14 protein-coding genes are annotated in these 21087 nt (G+C 76.0%); 10 read left to right on the top strand and 4 right to left on the bottom strand.

The features are described 5' to 3' along the window. The first annotated feature begins 118 nt into the window (after window positions 1–118). The 6 genes from ACGRHY_RS08570 to moeZ all read left to right on the top strand — a co-directional run bounded on the left by ACGRHY_RS08570 (window position 119) and on the right by moeZ (window position 7524). Window positions 119–1252 carry a DUF3152 domain-containing protein gene (locus ACGRHY_RS08570; RefSeq protein ID WP_394634788.1) on the top strand — a complete coding sequence of 378 codons (1134 nt, stop codon included), beginning with the start codon at window positions 119–121 and terminating at the stop codon, window positions 1250–1252. Between the two features lie 181 nt (window positions 1253–1433). Then, entirely contained in the window at window positions 1434–3239 is a 1806-nt protein-coding gene (locus ACGRHY_RS08565; RefSeq protein WP_394634787.1) for a DUF3492 domain-containing protein, read from the top strand. Then, window positions 3236–4465 (top strand): hypothetical protein, encoded by a 1230-nt coding sequence (locus tag ACGRHY_RS08560; RefSeq protein ID WP_394634786.1) that lies wholly within the window; start codon window positions 3236–3238, stop codon window positions 4463–4465. Before ACGRHY_RS08565 ends, ACGRHY_RS08560 begins: the two co-directional genes overlap by 4 nt. 144 nt (window positions 4466–4609) lie before the next feature. Then, complete coding sequence (locus ACGRHY_RS08555) at window positions 4610–5530, top strand: NAD-dependent epimerase/dehydratase family protein (RefSeq protein ID WP_394634785.1); 921 nt, start codon at window positions 4610–4612, stop codon at window positions 5528–5530. Further along, entirely contained in the window at window positions 5518–6282 is a 765-nt protein-coding gene (locus ACGRHY_RS08550; protein WP_394634784.1) for a spherulation-specific family 4 protein, read from the top strand. The genes ACGRHY_RS08555 and ACGRHY_RS08550 overlap by 13 nt, the downstream gene beginning before the upstream one ends. A 63-nt stretch (window positions 6283–6345) precedes the next feature. Continuing rightward, on the top strand, window positions 6346–7524 hold the full coding sequence (gene moeZ, locus ACGRHY_RS08545) for an adenylyltransferase/sulfurtransferase MoeZ (RefSeq protein ID WP_394634783.1): 1179 nt from the start codon (window positions 6346–6348) through the stop codon (window positions 7522–7524). Window positions 7525–7601: 77 nt separating this feature from the next. Here moeZ and ACGRHY_RS08540 read toward each other — a convergent pair whose 3' ends face one another. The 4 genes from ACGRHY_RS08540 to ACGRHY_RS08525 form a co-directional block, all read right to left on the bottom strand. After that, on the bottom strand, window positions 7602–8372 hold the full coding sequence (locus ACGRHY_RS08540) for an ABC transporter permease (protein ID WP_394634782.1): 771 nt from the start codon (window positions 8370–8372) through the stop codon (window positions 7602–7604). A 110-nt stretch (window positions 8373–8482) separates the two neighbouring features. Continuing rightward, entirely contained in the window at window positions 8483–9304 is an 822-nt protein-coding gene (modA, locus tag ACGRHY_RS08535; protein WP_394634781.1) for a molybdate ABC transporter substrate-binding protein, read from the bottom strand. An 11-nt stretch (window positions 9305–9315) separates the two neighbouring features. Then, the gene (locus ACGRHY_RS08530; RefSeq protein WP_394634780.1) at window positions 9316–9741 is read right to left on the bottom strand and encodes a TOBE domain-containing protein; all 426 of its coding nucleotides are present in this window, start codon (window positions 9739–9741) and stop codon (window positions 9316–9318) included. A gap of 98 nt (window positions 9742–9839) precedes the next feature. Continuing rightward, window positions 9840–12572: a lysylphosphatidylglycerol synthase transmembrane domain-containing protein gene (locus ACGRHY_RS08525; RefSeq protein ID WP_394634779.1), complete on the bottom strand. Its 2733-nt coding sequence runs from the start codon at window positions 12570–12572 to the stop codon at window positions 9840–9842. A gap of 152 nt (window positions 12573–12724) precedes the next feature. Here ACGRHY_RS08525 and ACGRHY_RS08520 point away from each other — a divergent pair, with 152 nt between their 5' ends. The 4 genes from ACGRHY_RS08520 (at window position 12725) to ACGRHY_RS08505 (ending at window position 20933) form a co-directional block, all read left to right on the top strand. Beyond that, a complete protein-coding gene (locus ACGRHY_RS08520; RefSeq protein ID WP_394634778.1) occupies window positions 12725–13123 on the top strand; it encodes an MGMT family protein in 399 nt (132 codons plus the stop codon). 230 nt (window positions 13124–13353) lie between these two features. Continuing rightward, window positions 13354–16680, top strand: a complete 3327-nt coding sequence (locus ACGRHY_RS08515) for an ATP-dependent helicase (protein ID WP_394634777.1) — start codon at window positions 13354–13356, stop codon at window positions 16678–16680. A gap of 367 nt (window positions 16681–17047) precedes the next feature. Beyond that, window positions 17048–17323, top strand: a complete 276-nt coding sequence (locus tag ACGRHY_RS08510; RefSeq protein ID WP_394634776.1) for a hypothetical protein — start codon at window positions 17048–17050, stop codon at window positions 17321–17323. A 103-nt stretch (window positions 17324–17426) separates the two neighbouring features. Next, window positions 17427–20933 (top strand): ATP-dependent DNA helicase, encoded by a 3507-nt coding sequence (locus ACGRHY_RS08505; protein WP_394634775.1) that lies wholly within the window; start codon window positions 17427–17429, stop codon window positions 20931–20933. Window positions 20934–21087 lie beyond the last annotated feature (154 nt).

Genomic DNA, 21087 nt, shown 5'->3' with positions numbered 1-21087 from the left:
GGCCACCGGGCAGCGGCCCGCGGTCCGGCAGGCGGCCCCGGAGGGGGCCCCGCGTCCCCGTCCGGCACCGGCCCCGCCGCACCCCCCGTCCGGAGAGCGTGCCGCCGGCCCGCACGGCGTGCCCCCGGTCCGCGGCGGCCACCCCGAGCAGCGCGAACCGGGCGCCGGGCACGGGCCCGCCGGACCACCGCGGGAGACGGTGTACGGGACGGGGCGGATGCCGCGGCGGGAGTACGTCGAGGCGTTCGACGACGGCGTCTACGGCTCGCCGGGCGCACTGCGCGCGGACGGGTTCGAGCCGGACACCACCGCGGAGGCCGAAAGGCCGGTCGGCGGCCTCCGTACGGGTGAGCCGGACGCCGAGGACGGCGGTGGTGGCGGCCGGGACGGACACGGCGCGCACGGCGGACACGGCCGGACCTTCACCGGGGTCGCGGCCGCGGCCGTGACCACCGTGCTGGCCGTCGTGGTGGCCGGGCAGGTCGCCGACGGCCGCAGCGGCATGGACCGGCAGTTGCGGGCCGGTGGTGAGGCCCCGCGCGCGGGGGCCCCGGACGCCTCCCGGTTCGAGGCGCGCCCCACCCCCTCGGGCGGAGCGGACGAGGGGAAGGCTCCGCCCGGGGCACAGGCCTCCTACGGCGAGCGGATGGGGCGCCTGTTCGGCCTGGCCCCGGACTTCGAGGGCTCGGGCCGGCTCGCCGCCGTCCCCGGGGCCGACGAGGCGCCCGGCAAGGGGGAGGTCGTCCGCTACCGGGTCGACGTCGAGGACGGGCTGCCGCTGGACGGCGAGCTGTTCGCCGAGGCCGTCCACCGCACCCTCAACGACGAGCGGAGCTGGAGCCACGGGGGCGCCCGCACCTTCGAGCGGGTCTCCGGGAAGTCCGGGAAGTCAGAGGGCGACGATCCGGTGTTCGTGATCACGCTGGCCTCCCCTTCCACCACCGCCGAGTGGTGCGCCAGATCGGGCCTGGACACCACGGTCGACAACGTCTCGTGCGACTCGGCCTCGACCGAGCGCATCATGATCAACGCCTACCGGTGGGCGCGCGGCGCGGAGACCTTCGGCCCGGACCGGATCCGGGAGTACCGGGAGATGCTCATCAACCACGAGGTGGGCCACAGGCTCGGCAAGGGCCATGTGAACTGCCCGCGGGAGGGCGCCCTGGCGCCGGTGATGATGCAGCAGACGAAGTACCTGACGGTGGGCGGGGCGACCTGCCGGCCCAACGCCTGGCCGTTTCCCGACGCCTGACGGGACCCTTCGGTCCGCGGTAGACGGCCGAACGTTCAATCGCGTCGAAAGTCACGGTAGTTCACCCCTTCCGGTGGTGTGACGGACAACCGTCCGCCGCGCCGCCCCGCCTCGCGCATAACGTCTTCCAGCGACGCCACGGCGACTGCCGGTGGCCCGGAGGAGGAACGGGGGTGGACAGGTGCGCATCGCACTACTCACGGAGGGTGGCTATCCCTATCCGCGCGGTGACTCGTACGTGTGGTGCGACCGGCTGGTGCGAGGCCTGGACGGTCACGACTTCGAGGTCCACGCGCTCGGCCGCGACGAGCGGCACCGGGAGGGTGCCTGGCCCGCTCTGCCGGACAACGTCCGAAGGGTGCGCACCGCCCCGCTGTGGGGCCCCGCCCCCGGCGACGGCGGGCGCCGGAGCGGGTACGGGCGGCGCTTCGGACGCCGTTTCGGCGAGCACTTCGCGGATCTGGCCCGCGCGGTCTGCGCCGGTACGGAGGGCGCGGGAGCGCAGGACACGGCGGGCGGGGGCGGAGGGTCCGAAGCCGAGGCGGACCGTTTCGCCCACGGCCTCCACGGGCTGGCCGACCTGGCCCGGGAGCACGGCGGGCTCGTCGCGGCCCTCCGCTCCGAGCAGGCGGTCCGGCTGCTGGAGGGCGCGTGCCGCGCCCCCGGCGCGCTCCGGGCCGCGCGCTCCGCGACGCCGGCCGACCTGCTCACGGTCGCCGAGCGGTCGGAGAGGGCGCTGAGGCCCCTGTCGCTGGACTGGTACGGGGCCGGGGAGACCTCCGGGCTCGCGGCCGCGGACGTCTGCCACGCGGTGGGCGCAGGACCCGCCGCGCTCCCCGGTCTGCTGGCCCGGCGCCTCTTCGGCACCCCGCTGCTGGTGACCGAGTACGGCGTGCGGCTGCGCGAGCACTACCTCGCCAGCGCCGCGCACGCCGTCGCGCCGGACGCCGTGAGCGCGCCGGTGCGCGCCCTGCTCGCCTCCCTCCACGGGAACCTGGCGCGCGAGGCGTACCGCCGTGCCGTGATCGTCACCTCCGGCAATGCCCACTCCCGGCGCTGGCAGGAGAGGTGCGGGGCGGACCGAGGGAGGCTGCGCACGGTCTACCCGGGCATGGACGCGTCCGAGCTGACGGGGATCGAGGAGGACGCGGGGCGGAGGCGGCCGGACCCGGTGCTGGTGTGGGTCGGGCGGACCGGTCCCGCCAGGGACCTGGTCGGCCTGCTGCACGCCTTCGCCGAGGTCCGCAGGGCCGTGCCCGGCACCCGGCTGCTGATCGCCGAACGGCCCGGCGGCCCGGCCCCGGAGAGGGACCCGGAGTCGGCTCGGTACCTGGCGCACTGCCGGGCGCTGGCCGCGCAGCTCTTCCCCGACGAGGCCGCCGGTCCGCTCAGCGTCGGGGAGAACCCGGTCTGCTTCGCGCGGATCGGCGATCCCGCGCTTCCCCGGCTCGCCGACGCCTACGCCGCCGCCGACGTGGCCGTGCTCTCCAGCGTGGTGGAGGGCTTCCCGGTCTCCCTGGCCGAGGCGATGCTCGCCGGCCGGGCCACGGTCTCCACGGACGTCGGCGCGGTGTGCGAGGCCATCGGCGGCACGGGGCTCGTGGTGCCGCCGCGCAACCCCCGTGCCCTGGCCGACGCCTGCACGGCCCTGCTGCGCGACCCGGCCCGCCGCGCCCGGCTGGGTGCCGCGGCGCGGGCCCGGGCGCAGGAGCTGTTCACCGCGGAACAGAACGTATCGGCGTTCCGCGGCGTCTACCTGGAGCTGCTCTCGCAGCGCCCGCGGCCCGCCGGACCGGCCGTCGCCGCGCTGCCGTTCGCCCGCCCGCCCGAGGCCAGCCTCCCCGGCCGCTGGACCGCGCCCGCCGTACCCGCGCCCACCGCCCCGGCGGCGGCCGCCCGCCCCGGCGGACGCCCCGCCCGCGCCCCGGGCTGGGCCCGTACGGCCGCGGCGGGCGTACCCGCCGGGCAGGGCGGGGGGCGCCGGTGAGCGCCCCGCCGTATCCGCACCTGCCCGCCGACCCCGTGCGCTCGCTGCTGCACCGCCACCGGGAGCTGTGCGCACGGGCCGTGGACCCGCTGGAGATCGCCGCGGCCCTGGAGGCACACGGGATCACCGACCGCACCGCGGCGCGCTACCGGCACCGGGACGTGTTCTCGCTCTCCGAGGAGCTGTACGCCCGCACCCCCCGCGCGGACGGGGCCGGCGAAGCCGGTGAAGTCCACGGGGCGGACGCGGCCCACGAGCCGGGCGGAGCCGATGCCGCAGGCTCCCGGGACGGCGCGCCCGCCACCCGCACCCCCCGGCGCGGCCGGGGAACCGGACGGGCGCGCTCGTCGGGAGCCGCGCTGCTTCCCCTGCTGCCCGGCGGGCTGTGCGCGGCGGCACCGGCCGCGCACGCCCTCACCGCGGGCCTCCCGGCGCCCGCCCGTACCGCCGCCGGTGCGGCCGGGGTCCTGCTCGTCCTGCTGTCCGTGCGGCTGTGCCTGCGCGGCACGGACCTGAACCGGGTCGCCGCGCTGGGCGCCTGCCTGCTGGCCGGACACGCGCTGGCCGGCGGTCGTCCCCTGGCCAGGGCGCTGGGCGGCCGGGCGCCCGCGGCGGGCGCCTTCCCGGACGAGTGGTGCGTGGCGCTGGGCCTGGCGCTGGCCGTCGCGCCCGCCGTGTGGTGGGCGCGCTGGTTCGCCGCGCGGGCGAGCCTGCGGCTCGGCACCAGCCGCAGCCTGGAGGAGTTCGCGGCCCGGACGCGTCCGCTGCTCGCCGCCGCCGTCGCACTGTTCGCGGTCACCCAGCTCGCGGTCCTGACCGTCGCGCACGCGGTCGTGGACGGCGTCCTCGCCGGCGCCCCGCCCGGCGGTGTGATCAGTGCTGTGACCGGCGGCGCGGCCGGACCGGAGGGCGCGCGGATCGCCGAGGCGGCCGCGCTGGGCACCCTGCTGTTCATCGCCCTGCTGCTGTCCTCCCACGGCTTCCCGGCCGCCGCCGCGGGAGGCGTCGTCGCGGCCTGCGCGCTGGAGGCCGCGGCGCTCGCCGCGGCGGCGGCCTCCGCACACCTCCGCCTGGCGCTCCCGGGCCGCCCCGTGGAGGCGCTGGCCACCGCCTGGGGACCGGCGGCCGTACCCGCCGCGGCCTGCGCCTGCGCGGCCCTGGCCCTGTCGGTGTTCGCGGCCTCCCGCCTCACCGGCGCGTCCGCCCACCACCGGGAGGAGCCGTGACCCGGAGTCCGGCCCTTCCCGGCGCCTCGACCGTCTCCGCCGGCGCACACACCCCCGCGCGCCGCGCACCATCGACCAAGGAGCACACCCGATGACCGTTTCGCGCGCCACCGGCGTCACCGCAGCAGTGCGGGAGGACGTCCGATGAGAGTGCTGTTGATCGGCGCGAACGGATACCTCGGCCGCCATGTGGCCGACCGCCTGCTCGCCGACCCCGCCGTCCAGCTCACCGCGCTGGGCCGGGGCGACGACGCCGACGTCCGCTTCGACCTGTCCACCGGCAGCCCCGGAGCGCTCACCCGCTTCCTGGACGCCGTCCACCCGGGCGTCGTCGTCAACTGCGCCGGTGCCACCCGCGGCGGCGCACGGGACCTGATCCGGCACAACACCGTGGCCGCCGCCACCGTCTGCGAGTCGCTGCGCCGCAGCGGCTGCGGGGCCCGGCTGGTCCACCTGGGCTGCGCCGCCGAGTACGGACCCTCTCCGGCCGGCTCCTCCACCGGAGAGGACGCGGTGCCGCGGCCCGGCAGTCCGTACGGCGTCAGCAAGCTCGCCGCCAGCGAGCTGGTGCTCGGCTCCGGGCTGGACGCCATCGTGCTGCGCGTCTTCTCCCCGGTCGGCCCCGGTACGCCCACCGGTTCGCCGCTGGGGCGGCTGGCGGAGGCGATGCGCCGGGTGATGCAGCAGGGCGAGGGCGAACTCAGGCTGGCCGGGCTGGCCGTCCAGCGCGACTTCGTGGACGTGCGGGACGTGGCCAGGGCGGTGCACGCCGCCGCCCTGTCGGCCGCCCAGGGCGTTGTCAACATCGGCTCCGGCCGCGCGGTGCGGCTGCGTGAGGTGGTCTCCCTGCTGGGCCGGGTGGCAGGCCACACCGGCGCGGTGCACGAGATGGACGACCAGCACCCGGTGGGCGGCGGCCCGCAGGTGCCCCCGTACCCCGACGGCTGCGGCCCCTGGCAGCAGGCGGACGTGCGCAGCGCGCGCGACCGGCTCGGGTGGCGGCCCCGGATCGGCCTGGAGGAGTCGCTCGCGGACATCTGGATGGAGGCGGCATGCCGTATCTGACCAGTTCCGGCCGGCTCAGACCTGCCGCCGGAGTGCCCGGCCGCCTCGGCGTCGGGGTGCCCGGCTACGCGCACCCGATGGTGGCACCCGTGGAGTGGACCGAGCTGACCCGGCCGGGCGCGCCGGTGCACTGGGCGGTGCTCAACGTGGCGCGCGGGCCGGGGGAGCGCCCCGACCCGTACTGCGCGGCGGCCGCCGACGGGCTGCGCGAGGCCGGGGTGCGCGTGCTGGGCCATCTGGACCTGCGGCACGGTACCCGCGACTTCGGCCCGCTGGTCCACGACGCGCACCACTTCCTCGACTGGTACGGGGTGGACGGCTTCCACCTCGGTCGCTGCCCGGGCGACCGCGCCGCCCTGCCGGAGGTGTGCCGGGTGACGGCCGCGCTGCGCGCCCTGGGCGGGGACGCCCACATCGTCCTCGGGCACGGCACCCACCCCTTCCCCGGCTACGCGGAGGCGGGCGACCAGCTCGTGACGTTCTCCGGGCCATGGGCGGACTACCGCTGGTCGCAGGTGGCCGAGTGGACGGCGGACCACTCGCCGGAACGCTTCTGCCACCTGGTGCACGGGGTGCCGCGCACCCATCTGGAGGAGGCCGTGCGCATCGCGCGCTGGCAGGGGGCGGGCACCGTCTGGTTCACCGACCGCACCCGCCGCGGGCGCCGGGGCGAGGCCGTGGACCCCTGGGAGGCCATGCCCGGCTACTGGGACGAGATCGTCTCGCGCCTCGGACCGGGTGTCTCGGAATGAGATCGGGCGTGGCAGTGTTACGGGAGGAACAACCGTCCACCGACCAACCCTGTTGAGGTCTCCGTGTCGCTGCCACCCCTGGTCGAACCGGCCTCCGAGCTCACCGTCGACGAGGTCCGCAGATACTCCCGCCACCTGATCATCCCGGATGTCGGGATGGACGGGCAGAAGCGTCTGAAGAACGCCAAGGTGCTCTGTGTGGGTGCGGGCGGCCTCGGCTCGCCCACTCTGATGTACCTGGCCGCCGCGGGCGTGGGCACGCTCGGCATCATCGAGTTCGACGAGGTCGACGAGTCCAACCTCCAGCGCCAGGTCATCCACAGCCAGGCGGACATCGGCCGTCCCAAGGCCGAGTCCGCGCGGGACACGGTGCTCGGGATCAACCCGTACGTGAAGGTCAACCTTCACCAGGAGCGGCTGGACTCCTCCAATGTGATGGGGATCTTCGCCGAGTACGACCTGATCGTGGACGGTACCGACAACTTCGCCACCCGCTACCTGGTCAACGACGCCTGCGTGCTGCTGAAGAAGCCGTACGTGTGGGGCTCGATCTACCGCTTCGACGGCCAGGCGTCGGTCTTCTGGAGCGAGCACGGGCCGTGCTACCGCTGCCTGTACCCCGAGCCCCCGCCGCCGGGCATGGTCCCGAGCTGCGCCGAGGGCGGCGTGCTGGGCGTGCTGTGCGCGTCCGTCGGCTCGGTCCAGACCACCGAGGCGATCAAGCTCCTGGCGGGCATCGGCGAGCCGCTGCTCGGCCGCCTGATGATCTACGACGCCCTGGAGATGAACTACCGCCAGGTCAAGGTCCGCAAGGACCCCGAGTGCGCGGTGTGCGGCAAGAACCCGACGGTCACCGAGCTGATCGACTACGAGGCGTTCTGCGGCGCGGTCTCCGACGAGGCCCAGCAGGCCGCGATGGGCTCGACCATCACCCCGCAGCAGCTCAAGGAGTGGATCGACGAGGGCGAGAACATCGACATCATCGATGTCCGAGAGCCCAACGAGTACGAGATCGTCTCCATCCCGGGCGCGCGCCTGATCCCGAAGAACGAGTTCCTGATGGGCAACGCGCTGGGCGAGCTGTCGCAGGACAAGCGGATCGTCCTGCACTGCAAGACGGGTGTCCGCAGTGCGGAAGTCCTCGCGGTCCTGAAGAACGCGGGCTTCTCCGACGCCGTCCACGTCGGCGGCGGCGTCGTCGGCTGGGTCACCCAGATCGAGCCGGAGAAGCCGGTCTACTGACCGGCGCCCGCGAACGAACGCGGAGCGAGCGCTGGAGCGGCCCCGGGGACGGCGCGTCCCCGGGGCCGCCGCGTGCGTCAGCGCGAGTGGCCCAGCCAGCGTCCGCGCAGTGCGATCAGGACGGCCGCCGCCACGGCGAGCAGCAGCAGCGAGACCGAGGTCGCGGCCGCCGGGTCCTGCTGGAGGAGCAGGTAGACCTGGAGCGGCAGGGTCTGGGTGACCCCCGGCAGATTGCCCGCGAAGGTGATCGTCGCGCCGAACTCGCCCAGCGCTCGTGCCCAGCACAGCGCGGCGCCCGCGGCCAGGGAGGGCGCCACCATCGGCAGGGTGACGTACCGCAGTGTCTGCGGAAGGGTCGCGCCCATGGTGGCGGCGGCCTCCTCGTAGCGCGGGTCGATCCCGGCCAGCGCCCCCTCCAGGCCGATGACCAGGAACGGCATCGCCACGAAGGCCGCGGCGACCACCGCGCCCGCGGTGGAGAACGGCAGCGTCACCCCCACCGCCTCCAGCGGTCCGCCCAGCAGGCCGCCGCGGCCGAAGCCGCGCAGCAGGGCGACGCCCGCCACGGTCGGCGGCAGCACCATCGGCAGCAGCACCAGGGAGCGCACCAGGGCCTTGCCGGGGAAGTCCGTGCGGGCCAGCAGCCACGCCAGCGGCACGCCCAGGACGAGGGAGAGCAGCAGGGCGAGGACGGAGACCAGCAGGGACAGCCCCAGTGCCCGGAGCACGTCGGGCGAGGAGAGCTGCCCGGCCAGGTCCCGCCAGGGCGTGTGGGCCACCACTCCGGCCAGGGGCACGGCCAGGAAGGCCGCCGCCAGCGCGGCAGGTACGACGAGCGCAGCGGGCATGCCGGGGCGCGCAGCGGGCATGCCAGGGCGCGCAGCGGGCATGCCGGGGCGTGCGGCGGGCATGCGGGGGTGTACGCGTGGCGGCCGGGCGCGGGGTTCGGTGCGGTGGTTCACGGCAGCAGGAAACCGGCCTCCCGCAGCAGGCGGCGGGACGGTTCGGAGCCCAGCCAGGCGATGACCTCCGAGGCCTGCCCGGGATGGGCGGCGTCCTTCAGCGGCGCGGCGGGGTAGCGCACGCCGGCTCCGCCGCCGGGCACGGGCACCGCCTCGACGCGGCCCTCGGAGGCGGCGGCGTCGGTGGCGTACACCAGCCCGGCGTCGGCCTCGCCCAGCTCCACCTTGCTCAGCACGGCCCGCACGCCCGGTTCCCGGGAGACCGGGCGGACGGTGACGCCGTGCCGCTCCAGCAGCCGCTGCCCGTACCGCCCGGCGGGGACCTCGGGGGCGGCGAGCACGGTCTTCACCCCCTCGCGGGCGAGGTCGCCCGGGGAGGTGACGCCCAGGGGGTTGCCGGGGGCGGTGGCGATGACGAGCCGGTTGCGGGCGATCACGGTGGACGGGCCGGTGAAGTCCCGCAGGGACTCCATCGTCGCGGTGTCGGCGGTGACGACCAGATCGGCGGGCGCGCCCTGGCGGATCTGCGCGGCCAGCTCCTGGGAGCCGGCGAAGGACAGGCGCAGCCGTACGCCCGGGTGCTCCTCCTCGTACACGGCGCCCGCCCCGGTGAGGACGTCGGTGAGGGAGGAGGCCGCCAGGACCGTCACGGTGGCCTTCGCGCCGCCGTCGCCGGTGCGGCCGAGGGCTCCGCCCCCGCAGGCCGCCGCCAGGGCGGCCAGTGTGACGAGGACGGCCGGCAACAGGGCGGCGAGGCGCGGGCGGCGCGGTGGCCGCCGGGGTGCGCGGGGCGTACGCGCACCGGTCACGTGGTGCATGCCGGTCCGCCTCACATCCGGTCGATGTGCACGTTGGTGGACTTCACCCGGGCCACGGCCTCCACGCCGACCGCCAGCCCCAGCTCCTCCACGGCCTCCCGGGTCAGCAGGGAGACCAGCCGGTGGGGGCCGGCCTGGATCTCCACCTGGGCCGCGACGTCGCCGAGGCGGACGGCGGTGACGATTCCGGGGAAGGAGTTGCGGACGCTGGTGTGCGGCCCGTCGTCGTCCCCGTCGGAGCCGCCGGGACCCGCGGAGCCGCCGGATCCCTCCGACGCGAGGGCGACGGCGAACGCGGCCAGGTCCTCGCCCGCCACCAGCCGCCTGCCGCCCTCGTCCCGGCGGGTGGGCAGCCGTCCGGCGTCCGCCCAGCGGCGCACCGTGTCGGGGCTGACACCGAGCAGCCGGGCCGCCCGGCCCATGGAGTAGGAACGCATGTGCGTGACGCTATGGCATGCCGGTTCGCACAAGCAAGGTGGATCGGGTGCTGGGCCTCGCATCCGCGAGGGCGGTGTGCCCGCGCGGACTCAGGCGGTCAGAGCGCCTTGCGGCGAGTGAGGTGGGTGAAGGAGAGCCAGCCGGGCAGGACCGGCAGCCAGAAGGTCATCAGGCGGAAGAGCAGGACCGCCGGGGTGGCGATCTCCTTCGGCAGCCCGAACGCGATCAGACCCGCGATCAGCGCCGCCTCCACCGCGCCCAGACCGCCCGGGGTGGGCGCCGCGGAACCCAGCGCGTTGCCCGCCAGGAAGACGACCGCGATGCTCGCGTAGCTCAGCTCGCCGCCGAAGGCCCGCACCGAGGCGTCCAGGCACAGCACGAACGACACCGTCAGCAGCAGCATGCCGCCGATGCCGCTGAGCAGCTTCTGCGGGCGCTGGACGACGTCCAGCATCCGCGGGACGACACCGGCGAACAGCGCCCGCACCCGCTCCACCACGAACTTCCGCAGCGCCGGGATCGCCGTCACGATCAGGGAGAGCACCGCCACCGTCAGCAGCCCGGCGATGACCGTGCGGGACGGGGAGAGGGTCGGGGTGTGCTCCGTGCCCGTCAGATAGCCGAAGGTCAGCAGCAGGACGACATGGCTGCCCAGGCCGAACAGCTGGGAGGCGCCGACGCTGGCGACCGCGTGGCCGGGCCGGACCCCGGCGCGCTGCAGGAAGCGGGTGTTGAGCGCGACGCCGCCGACCGCCGCGGGCGCCACCAGCTTGACGAAGGAGCCCGCCACCTGGGCGATCACCGTGCGCAGGAAGGGGACCTTCTCGGGCACGAAACCGAGCAGGCTCATCGCCGCCGCGAAGTACGTCAGGGCGGAGAACAGCAGCGAGGCGGCCACCCAGCCCCAGTTCGCGCCCCCGATGACCTGCCGGAAGTCCACATGGGTGAGCTGGGAGAGCAGGAAGTACGCGGCGAAGGCCCCGGCGATGAAGCTGACCAGCGTACGCGGCCTGACGCGCTCCAGCCGCGCGGGCTGTATCGGGGCCTGCGGCCGGACCAGCAGCACCTGCCCGCGGATCTGAGCCAGCAGGTCCTCCTCGCGCGCCTCCTCCAGGGCCTCCATGACGGCCTGCTTCTCGGCGTGCTTCTCCGCCCTGAGCGACTTCCGGTCGCCGGCGGGCGCGTGCCCCTGGGCGTGGCGCGTCTCACGGCTGTGGCGCGACGCCTCGATGGCCGCCTCCCGCTCGCGCTGGGCCCGCTCCTTGGCCAGTCTGCGCAGGGTGGCGCGGGTACCGCGGCTGAGCGCGATCGGCTGGAGCAGCGGGAGGCTGTCGGCCACCGCGTCCGGACCGAGCACCTCCACCGCCGCGGTGACCGAGCGCTCGGCGCCGACGCGCAGACCGAAGGTGGTCAGCAGCTGCGCCACGTCCATCCGCAGCACCAGGTCGCCGGCCGCGATCTCACCGGCGCTGAGGTCGGTGAGGAACACCTCGCCGGAGGGGCCCAGCAGCAGGGCGTCGTCCTCCAGCCGGCGGTGGGCGATCCGCCGCGACTGGAGCGCCCGCACCTGCCGCCACACCGCGCGCATCAGCTCGTCGGTGACCTCCTGGTCGGGCAGGGAGCCCAGGCTGCGCCCCTCGACGTGCTCGTAGACGAGCATGACGGCGTCGGGACCCAGCTCGGAGGTGGCGATCAGCTTCGGGGCGTTGGCCCCGGCGGCGATGGCCGCGTACGCCAGCAGGGCCTCCTGCTCCAGCGCCTGGCGCAGCGACTGGAGGCTGCGGCGCTGGGTGATGCCGCGCAGCGCGAAGCGGCGCCAGGCGCGGTAGAAGTAGCCGTGCGCCTGCTGCTCGCGGTCCACGACGGTGACGTCGAGCGGCGGGCCCTCCTCCAGGGTGACCAGATAGCGCCGGGCCCGGTCGCTCTGCTCGGCCCGCTCGGGATCCGCGGGGTCGGCGGGGTCCAGACGCAGTGCCCGGACCGGCCTGAAGCCCACCCGCCGCAGCCCGGCCAGCAGGTTCTGGCCGGTGGGGCGGACGTTGGGGGAGCCGACGGCGTAGAGCGTGCCGTAGGCGACGGTCCAGCCGATCAGCACGGTGACCAGGATCGAGAACGGCGTGGTGTACCCGCCGACCAGCACCGCGAAGGCGTCCAGCAGCAGCACCGCCCACAGCAGTACCCGCCATCGGGGCCGGCGGGCCATGCCGACGGCCGTCATGTAGGCGATGACGGGGGCCAGGTAGCCGTGCACCGGGTCGGTGAGCCCGCCTTCCGGGGCCGGGCTGGTCAGCGCGTTCCGGATGGAGCCGGGAGCCTGCTCGGCGACCCACAGGTCGGTGGCGAGCGACACGCCGTGCGCCAGGACGGCGGCGAGGACGCCGTCGGCGATCCGCAGCCCGTCGCGTTTGATCAGCCGCTCCAGGGCGAAGGCCACCGGCACGATGAGCACGGCGACGCTGGAGGCGAAGCCGGCGAAGCTGATCAGCAGGGGAGGGGCCTGGCCCGCCCCTTTGCCGATGTCCTGCTCCAGGCCCGCGGTGGTGCCGTGTGCGAAGGCTGCGACGATCAGGACGACGGCGATGCCGAGGACCCCGAGCAGCAGCCGCACCAGGTCGGAGGGGCGGTGCACCCGGGCGGGGAGGATCGGCTCGTCGCCCTCGACGTGCTCCTGGCCCGCCTCCCCGCCGGTCCTGCCGGTGTCCGGCTCCGCGGGCCCCCGGTCAGGGCCGCCGGTGTGCGGCGAGGAGTGAGCGGAACGGGGCTCCTCCCGCGGAGGGGGCCCGCCCTGTCCTTCGGACCGCTCTCCGGTCCCTTTTCGCTCTCGTATCACCTGTCACCGCCGGGACGATGGTGGCACGAGGAGGTGGCGGACCGGTGAGGGAGGTCGCTTTTCTCCGCGGAAAGCCGAGTTTGCGCGTGTCGTGCCGGCCCGCGCGCCGCCGCCCGTGCGGGCCGGCGGCGGCATGGGGCACCATGGCCGCCATGACCGGATCCGCCGGCGAGCTGCCGGACTACGCGGAGAGGGTGCTGGCCGTGGTGGAGCGCATCCCGCCCGGCCGGGTGATGACGTACGGCGACGTGGCCGAGTGGCTGGAGGAGGGGGGCCCGCGGCAGGTGGGCCGGGTGATGTCCCTCTACGGCGGTGTGGTGCCGTGGTGGCGCGTGGTGCGGGCCGACGGGACACCGCCGCCCTGTCACGAGGGCCGGGCGCTGGCCCACTACCGCCGGGAGGACACCCCGCTGCGCGGGGGCCGGGGCGGTACGGCCGGCCGCGCCGCCCCGGCGGTGCGCGTCGACATGCGCCGGGCCCGGTGGGACGGGGACGCGGGCGGGAGCGGGGACGGGGCCGATGTCCGCGAGCGGCCCGCCCGGCGCCCCTGACTCCCCAGGTGTGGGACTCCTCACACGCACCAGCTTCCGTCATGGCTCCGCCGTACATGCCGCCGTACCCGCGGTGAGCCGTCCGAACGGGGGGCGGGGGCGGGGGCGGGGGCGGGCGCGACGCCGTGCGCCACGGCTGCCCCCTGGCGTACCGTCTGCACCATCCAGCACAGCGACCAGGACCGGCGATCCACGTGAGTTCCTCCCTCAAGTCCGATACGTACCGGTTGGTGCGTACCCCGCCCGGTCCGGCGAGCCTCCCTGCCCTGGACGCAGCCCAGCGCTCGGTGGTTGACCACCGCGGTGGACCGCTGCTCGTCCTGGCCGGGCCCGGCACCGGCAAGACCACCACCCTGGTGGAGTCCGTCGCCGAGCGCGTGCGGCGCGGAGGCGATCCGGAGCGGATCCTCGTACTGACCTTCGGCCGTAAGGCGGCGGTCGAACTGCGGGACCGGACGGCGGCCCGCCTGCACGGGCCCGCGCCGCGGACTCCGCAGATCACGACGTTCCACTCGTACTGCTACGCCCTGGTCCGCGCCCACCAGGACGCCGATCTGTTCGCCGAACCGCTGCGGCTGCTGTCCGGCCCCGAGCAGGACCTGCGCATCCGCGAACTGCTGGCCGGCCAGGCGGGGCTGGAGGGCACCGGCCGGGAGCGGGCCCGCTGGCCCGGGGAACTGCGCGCCTGCCTGACCACGCGCGGCTTCGCCGACGAACTGCGGGCCGTCCTCGCCCGCAGCCGCGAGCTGGGGCTGGGACCGGAGGCGCTGGACGCCTTCGCCCGCCGTGCCGGCCGCCCCGACTGGCGGGCCGCCGCGGCCTTCCTGGCCGAGTACCTCGACGTGCTGGATCTCCAGGGCGTGCTCGACTACGCCGAACTGGTCCACCGCGCGGTGCTGCTCGCCGAACGGGACGAGGTGGGGGCGAAGCTCGCCGCGCGCTACGACGCGGTGTACGTCGACGAGTACCAGGACACCGACCCGGCGCAGGTGCGGCTGCTGCGCGCGCTTGCCGGGCAGGGCCGCACCCTGGTCGCCTTCGGCGACCCCGACCAGGCGATCTACGCCTTCCGCGGCTCGGATGTCAACGGCATCCTCGACTTCCCCGGCGTCTTCCGGCGGCGCGACGGATCCCCGGCCCCGGTGGCGGTGCTGCGCACCGGCCGCCGCCCGGCCTCGGCGGTGCTGGAGGCCACCCGGCGGATCACCCACCGCATGCCGCTCACCCGGCTCCCGGCCGAGGCCGTACGCGCCCACCGGGGGCTGTCGGCGGCCCGGGAGGGCGGCCGGGTGGAGGTGTACACCTATCCGACCCCCGGGGCCGAGCTGGACAACATCGCCGACCTGCTGCGTCGCGCCCGCCTGGAGGAGGGCGTGCCGTGGCGGGAGATGGCGGTGCTGGTGCGTGCCGGCCACCGCACCATCCCCGCGGTGCGGCGGGCGCTGACGGCCGCCGGCGTTCCGGTGGAGACCGACGGCGACGACGTGCCGCTGAGCCGGGAGCCGGCGGTGGTGCCCCTGCTGACCGCGCTGCGGGTGGCGGCGCGGGCCGCCGTGGCGGACACCGGCGGGGCGGACCGGGCCGGTGGGGCCGGGCTGCCCGGGGGGGAGGACACCGGTGCGGACATCGGTGCGGACGGGCCCTGGATCGGGGTGGAGACCGCGCTGACCCTGCTGACCTCCCCGCTGGGGGGCATGGACGGCGCCGATCTGCGCCGCCTGGGCCGGGCCCTGCGCGAGGAGGAGCGTGCCGCCGGCCGCGCCGTACCCCGCCCCTCGGACGAGCTGCTGGCCGAGGCGCTGTCCGAGCCCGAACGGCTGGTCACGCACGACCCGTCGTACGCGCGCGGCGCGCGCGAGCTGGGGCTGCTACTGCGCAAGGCGCGCGAGGCGCTGGCCGGCGGTGCCACGGCCGAGGAGACGCTTTGGCTGCTGTGGAACGACGGCCTGGGCGGCGACCGGGACGGCCGGTGGCCCGCCCGGCTGCGGCGCGCGGCCGGGCGCGGCGGCGCCGCCGGCCGCAACGCCGACCGGGACCTGGACGCGGTCTGCGCGCTGTTCGCCGCCGCCGCCCGTGCCGAGGAACGCGTCGGCGGGCGCGGCGCGCTCAACTTCCTGGAGGAGCTGGACGCCCAGGACATCGCCGGCGACACCATCGCCCCCCGTGCGCTGCGTCCCGACGCGGTGCGGCTGATGACCGCGCACCGGGCCAAGGGCCTGCAGTGGCGGCTGGTGGTCGTCGCCGGGGTGCAGGAGGGGCTCTGGCCCGACCTGCGGCGGCGCGGCTCCCTGCTGGAGCCCGACCGGATAGGCCGCGACGGGCTGGCCGAACCGCTCACCCCCGGCGCGATGCTGGCCGAGGAGCGCAGGCTGTTCTACGTGGCGGCCACCCGCGCGGCCGACCGCCTGGTCGTCACAGCGGTGAAGGCGGCGGCCGAGGACGGCGACCAGCCCTCCCGCTTCCTGACCGAACTCGGCGTCGAACCGAAGGACGTCGCCGCCCGTCCGCGCCGCCCGCTGTCGGTGTCCGCCCTGGTCGCCGAGTTGCGTGCCACCACCGTCGACCCCCGTGCCACCCCCGCGCTGCGCGAGGCCGCCGCCGAACGGCTTGCCGCTCTGGCCGCGCTGCGCGACGACGACGGCGTCCCCCTGGTCCCCGCCGCCCATCCGCACCGCTGGTGGGGGCTGTACGAGCCGACCCGCTGCGAGGTGCCGCTGCGGGACAGGGACCGGCCGGTCGCCCTCTCCGGCAGCGCGCTGCACCAACTGGCCACCGCCTGCTCGCTCCAGTGGTTCCTGGGCCGCGAGGTGAGGGCGGAGCCGCCCGCGACCGCGGCCCAGGGCTTCGGCAACGTGGTGCACGTCCTGGCCGACGAGGTCGCCTCCGGCGGCACCCCCGCCGACCTGTCCGTCCTGCTGGAGCGGCTGGACTCGGTGTGGGACTCGCTCGCCTTCGACGCGCCCTGGAAGTCGCGGCAGGAGAGGGAGAACGCCCGCGCGGCCCTGGAGCGTTTCCTGCGCTGGCACGTGATGGAGCGTGATCTCGGACGCGAGACGGCCGCCACCGAGCACGACTTCGACGTGACGCTGGAGGCGGGCGGCCACCGGGTCCGCGTCCGCGGCTCCATGGACCGGGTCGAGCGCGGGCCCGACGGCCGGGCGTACGTCGTCGACTTCAAGACCGGCAAGAACAAGCCGACCGCGGCCGAGGTCGAGCGCCATCCCCAGCTGGCCGTCTACCAGTTCGCGGTGCGCGAGGGCGCTCTCGACGGGGTGGAGGGCTTCCCCGGGCGGCCGGAGCCGGGCGGCGCGGAACTGGTCCAGCTCAGGATCGGTGCGCCCAAGAGGGAGGGCGGTGACGAACTCCCGGCCGTGCAGCGGCAGCCTCCCCTGTCCTCCCACGAAGGGGACGGGGAGTGGGTCGGCGGGCTGCTGGCCGATGCCGCCGGGCGCGTCCTGGACGAGCGGTTCACCCCTTCTCCCGGACGGCACTGCGACACCTGCTCGTTCAGGGGGGCGTGCAGCGCCCGGCCCGAGGGGCGCCACATCGTGGAGTGAGTGCGCAGGCGAGCACCGCTCTGGCCGGAGCCCCGGCCCGGGAACCGGTTGTCGGCGCGGTGTGGTCCCACGTTGCGGGACGGCATCGCGGAAACGGGGGCGGCGGAGCAGTGGGGGACAAGCGGGGGGCTCTGGCGGCGGCACTGGCCTGCGCCATGGCCGCGGGAGTGACGAGCTGCTCCGGAGGACCGGGCGGACCGGACTCCGGACCGGACTCCGGACCGGGGGGCGGCCTTCCGGCGGCCTTCCGGCGGGGATCGGCAGGGCGGATCCGGCGCCCCCGGGAAAGCCGGGGGCGGAGGGGGACGCCCCCTTCTCCGGGGGATTCGGCGGGACGAGGCTGGGGCGGAGCTCCGCCTGGGAGATCATGGAGCGGTCCGCCGGGACGATGGGGCGGGCCGAGTCGCTGCGCATCACCGGCTGGGTGGCCGGGGAGGACGGCGAGGGGACCATCACCGCCTGTGTCGCCAACGACGACTACCGGCCCTATCCGCTGCGGACGGAGAACGAGGGGGGCGACGAGCCGGGTGTGATGGACTTCACCGGCCACGGGGAGGAGGCCGTGGTCGAGGCGCCGGATCCGGACGAGGTCCTCGACCTGAGCGAGATGCGCGAGGGATCCGGTCGACGCGAGTCTGTCTGAGGGAAGTTGACACTCCGCCGGAACAGCGGCGCCGCACGGCTGGCGGCCCCCGCCCGCCACCGCCGTGCCGCGGCTGTCGGCGCGGCGCGCTAGCGTCTGGTGGGTGCCCGCACAGCTCACCGACCCCGACGACCTCCGGCGGCTCCTCGGCATCCCCTTCACCGCCGAGCAGATGGAGTGCATCACCGCTCCGCCCGCACCGCAGGCCATCGTGGCCGGAGCCGGGTCGGGCAAGACGACGGTGATGGCCGCCCGGGTGGTCTGGCTGGTGGGCACCGGGCAGGTCGCGCCCGAGCGCGTGCTGGGCCTGACCTTCACCAACAAGGCGGCGGGCGAGCTGGCCGACCGGGTGCGCGGGGCACTGCGCAGGGCGGGCGTGCTCGACCCCGACCCCTCCGACCCCGGGCAGCCGCCCGGCGAGCCGCGGATCTCCACGTACCACGCCTTCGCCGGGCAGCTGCTGGGCGACCACGGACTGCGGCTGGGGATCGAGCCGTCCGCCCGGCTGCTGGCCGACGCCACCCGCTACCAGCTCGCCGCCTCGGTGCTGCGCACCGCGCCCGGCCCCTTCACGGCGCTGACCAAGTCCGTCAGCGAGCTGGTGCGCGACCTCCTCGCCCTCGACGGCGAGCTGTCCGAGCACCTGGTGGAGCCGGACCGGCTGCGCGCGTACGACCGCGAATTGCTCGACCTGCTGGAGAGCGGTGCGGTGAGGCTCACCAACGCCGCCCTGCGGAAGGTGCCCGAGACCGCGCGGGGCCGTCTGGAACTGCTGGGGCTCGTCGAGGAGTACCGCAGGCGCAAGCGGGAGCGCGAACTGCTCGACTTCGGCGACCAGATGGCCCTGTCGGCGAGGCTGGCGCGCGATGTGCCCGAGGTCGGGCGGATCCTGCGCGAGGAGTACGCCGTGGTGCTGCTGGACGAGTACCAGGACACCTCCGTGGCCCAACGTGTGATGCTGGCGGGTCTGTTCGGAGCAGGGGCGTCCCCGTCGAGGACAGGGGGGAGCGCCGGCCACGCCGTCACCGCCGTCGGCGACCCGTGCCAGGCCATCTACGGCTGGCGCGGCGCGTCCGTGGCCAACCTCGACGACTTCCCCGAGCACTTCCCCCTCGCCGACGGCACACCCTCCCCCCGCCGGTCCCTGAGCGAGAACCGCCGCAGCGGCGGACGGCTGCTGGACCTGGCCAACACCCTGGCCGCACCGCTGCGCGCCCGCCACGCGGGCGTGGAGGCGCTGCGCCCCGCGCCCGGCGCCGAGCACGACGGCCTGGTGCGCTGCGCGCTGCTGCGCACCCACGCCGAGGAGATCGCGTGGCTGGCCGGCTCCGTCGCCCATCTGGTGAACACCGGCACCGAGCCCGGCCGGATCGCCGTGCTGTGCCGCACCGCCGGAGACTTCGCGCGGATCCAGGGCGCGCTGGTGGAGCGCGGGGTGCCGGTCGAGGTCGTCGGCCTGTCGGGACTGCTGCATCTGCCGGAGATCGCCGATCTGGTCGCCATGTGCGAGGTCCTCCAGGACCCGACCGCCAACGCCTCCCTGGTGCGCCTGCTCACCGGACCGCGCTGGCGCATCGGCCCGCGCGACCTCGCGCTGCTGGGCCGCCGCGCCCGGCTGCTGGTGCCCGGCGGCCCGCGTACGGGCGACGGGGAGGCCGGCGTTCAGGCGCGGCTGGCGGCGGCCGTGGAGGGCACCGACCCGGCCGAGGTGGTCTCGCTCGCCGACGCCCTCGACACCTTCCTGGGCACCGGCGGCCACGACGACCCGCTGCCGTTCTCGGCCGAGGCCCGGGTGCGCTTCGCCCGGCTGGCCAAGGAGATACGCGATCTGCGGGCCTCGCTCGCCGATCCGCTGATGGACGTGCTGCACCGGGTGCTGTCCGTCACCGGCCTGGAGGTCGAACTCTCCGCCTCCCCGCACGCGCTGGCCGCCCGCCGCCGGGAGACCCTCGGCACCTTCCTGGACGTCGCCGCCGGATTCGCCTCGCTGGACGGACAGTCCACCCTGCTGGCCTTCCTGGGCTTCCTGCGCGCCGCGGCCGAGTACGAGAAGGGGCTGGACGGCTCGCTGCCCGGCGGCGAGAACACCGTCAAGGTCCTCACCGCGCACAAGTCCAAGGGCCTGGAGTGGGACGTGGTCGCCGTCCCCGGGCTGGTGGCCGGCAACTTCCCCAGCGGGCAGGCCCGCGAGTCCTGGCTGTCCCAGCCGAAGGTGCTGCCGCCCGCGCTGCGCGGCGACGCGTCGACCCTGCCGGAGCTGTCCGGCTGGACGGCGAAGGACCGCAAAGCCTACGACGAGGCGGTCAGGGACCACCAGCACACCGAGGAGTTGCGGCTGGGCTACGTCGCCTTCACCCGCCCCCGCTCCCTGCTGCTGGGCTCGGGCCACTGGTGGGGACCCAGCCAGAAGAAGCCGCGCGGCCCCTCCTCCTTCCTGGAGGCGCTGCGCGCGCACTGCGAGGCCGACCCGCGGCACGGCGAGGTCGAGCACTGGGCCGGGGAGCCGGCCGAGGGCGAGGAGAACCCGGCGCTGGAGGAGCCGGCCGAGGAGCGCGCCTGGCCCCTGCCGCTGGACGAGGAGGCCTGGGCACGCCGCCGTGCCGCCGCCGCGCGCGTCATGGCCCACCTGGACGGGCGGACGGGCGAGCGGACGGATGCCCGGGCGGACGGGCGGACGCTGCCCCGCCCCCGTACGGGCCCCGAGCCCGAGCCGGCCCCGGGGGAGGGCCCCTCCCCGGAGCAGGAGCAGGAGCCCGAGCCGGAGCCGACGGCGGAGGACACGCGGACGGTCGCCTCCTGGGACCGCGACATGGAGGCGCTCACCGCCGAACTGCGCCGGGCCCGGTCGGGCGTGTGGGAGGTGCCGCTGCCCCCGGCGCTCTCCGCGACCCAGCTCGTACGCCTGGCCGCCGACCCCGAGGGCTTCGCGCGGGACCTGGCCCGGCCCATGCCGCAGCCGCCGCGGCCCGCCGCCGCCCGCCGGGGCGCCCGTTTCCACGCCTGGGTGGAGTCCCGCTTCGAGGAGCTGGAGCTGCCCCTGCACGATCCCGAGGAACTGCCGGGCGCCGGGGAGGAGGGCCAGACGTACCGCGGCGGCGACGACGGGATCGCCGACGAGAGGGACCTCGCCGCACTCAAGGAGGCGTTCGGCCGCACCCCGTACGCGCACCGCACCCCGTACCGCGTCGAGGCGCCCTTCCGGCTGGTGCTCGCCGGCCGGGTGATCCGGGGCCGGATCGACGCGGTGTACCGCGACGGGGAAGGCCGCTTCGAGATCATCGACTGGAAGACCGGGCACTCCGGCAGGGCCGACCCGCTCCAGCTCGCCGTCTACCGCCTCGCCTGGGCCGAGCGGCACGGGCTGCCGCCCGAGGCGGTGAGCGCCGCCTTCCTCCATGTCCGCAGCGGGGAGCTGGTCCGCCCCGCCCGGCTGCCGGGCCGCGCAGGTCTGGAACGGCTGCTGCTGCACGGCACGGGCGGCGCGGAGGACATGGGCGGCGCGGAGGGCATGACCGCCCCGGACGTTCCGGACATTCCGGGTGGCCGGGGGGTGCCCGGCGGCCGGCGGGACGCGGCGGCCGATGCCGGGGCGGGCGGAACGGCCGGATAGGCTCGGGGCATGAGCACCACCCCGGCCGCTCGTGGACACCGCCGTCCGCGCGCGCACCGCAGGCCGGCCCGCCGTTCTCGCGGACGGTCGGCTCCCCCGTCCCCCGTCCCCGGCACGGGGGAGCGGGCCGGACGGCTGTGCGCGGGCGCCGCAG

The organism is Streptomyces shinuiensis, from assembly GCF_043660855.1.
Lineage (GTDB): Bacteria > Actinomycetota > Actinomycetes > Streptomycetales > Streptomycetaceae > Streptomyces.
This window is presented reverse-complemented; position numbering and strand designations above follow the sequence as displayed.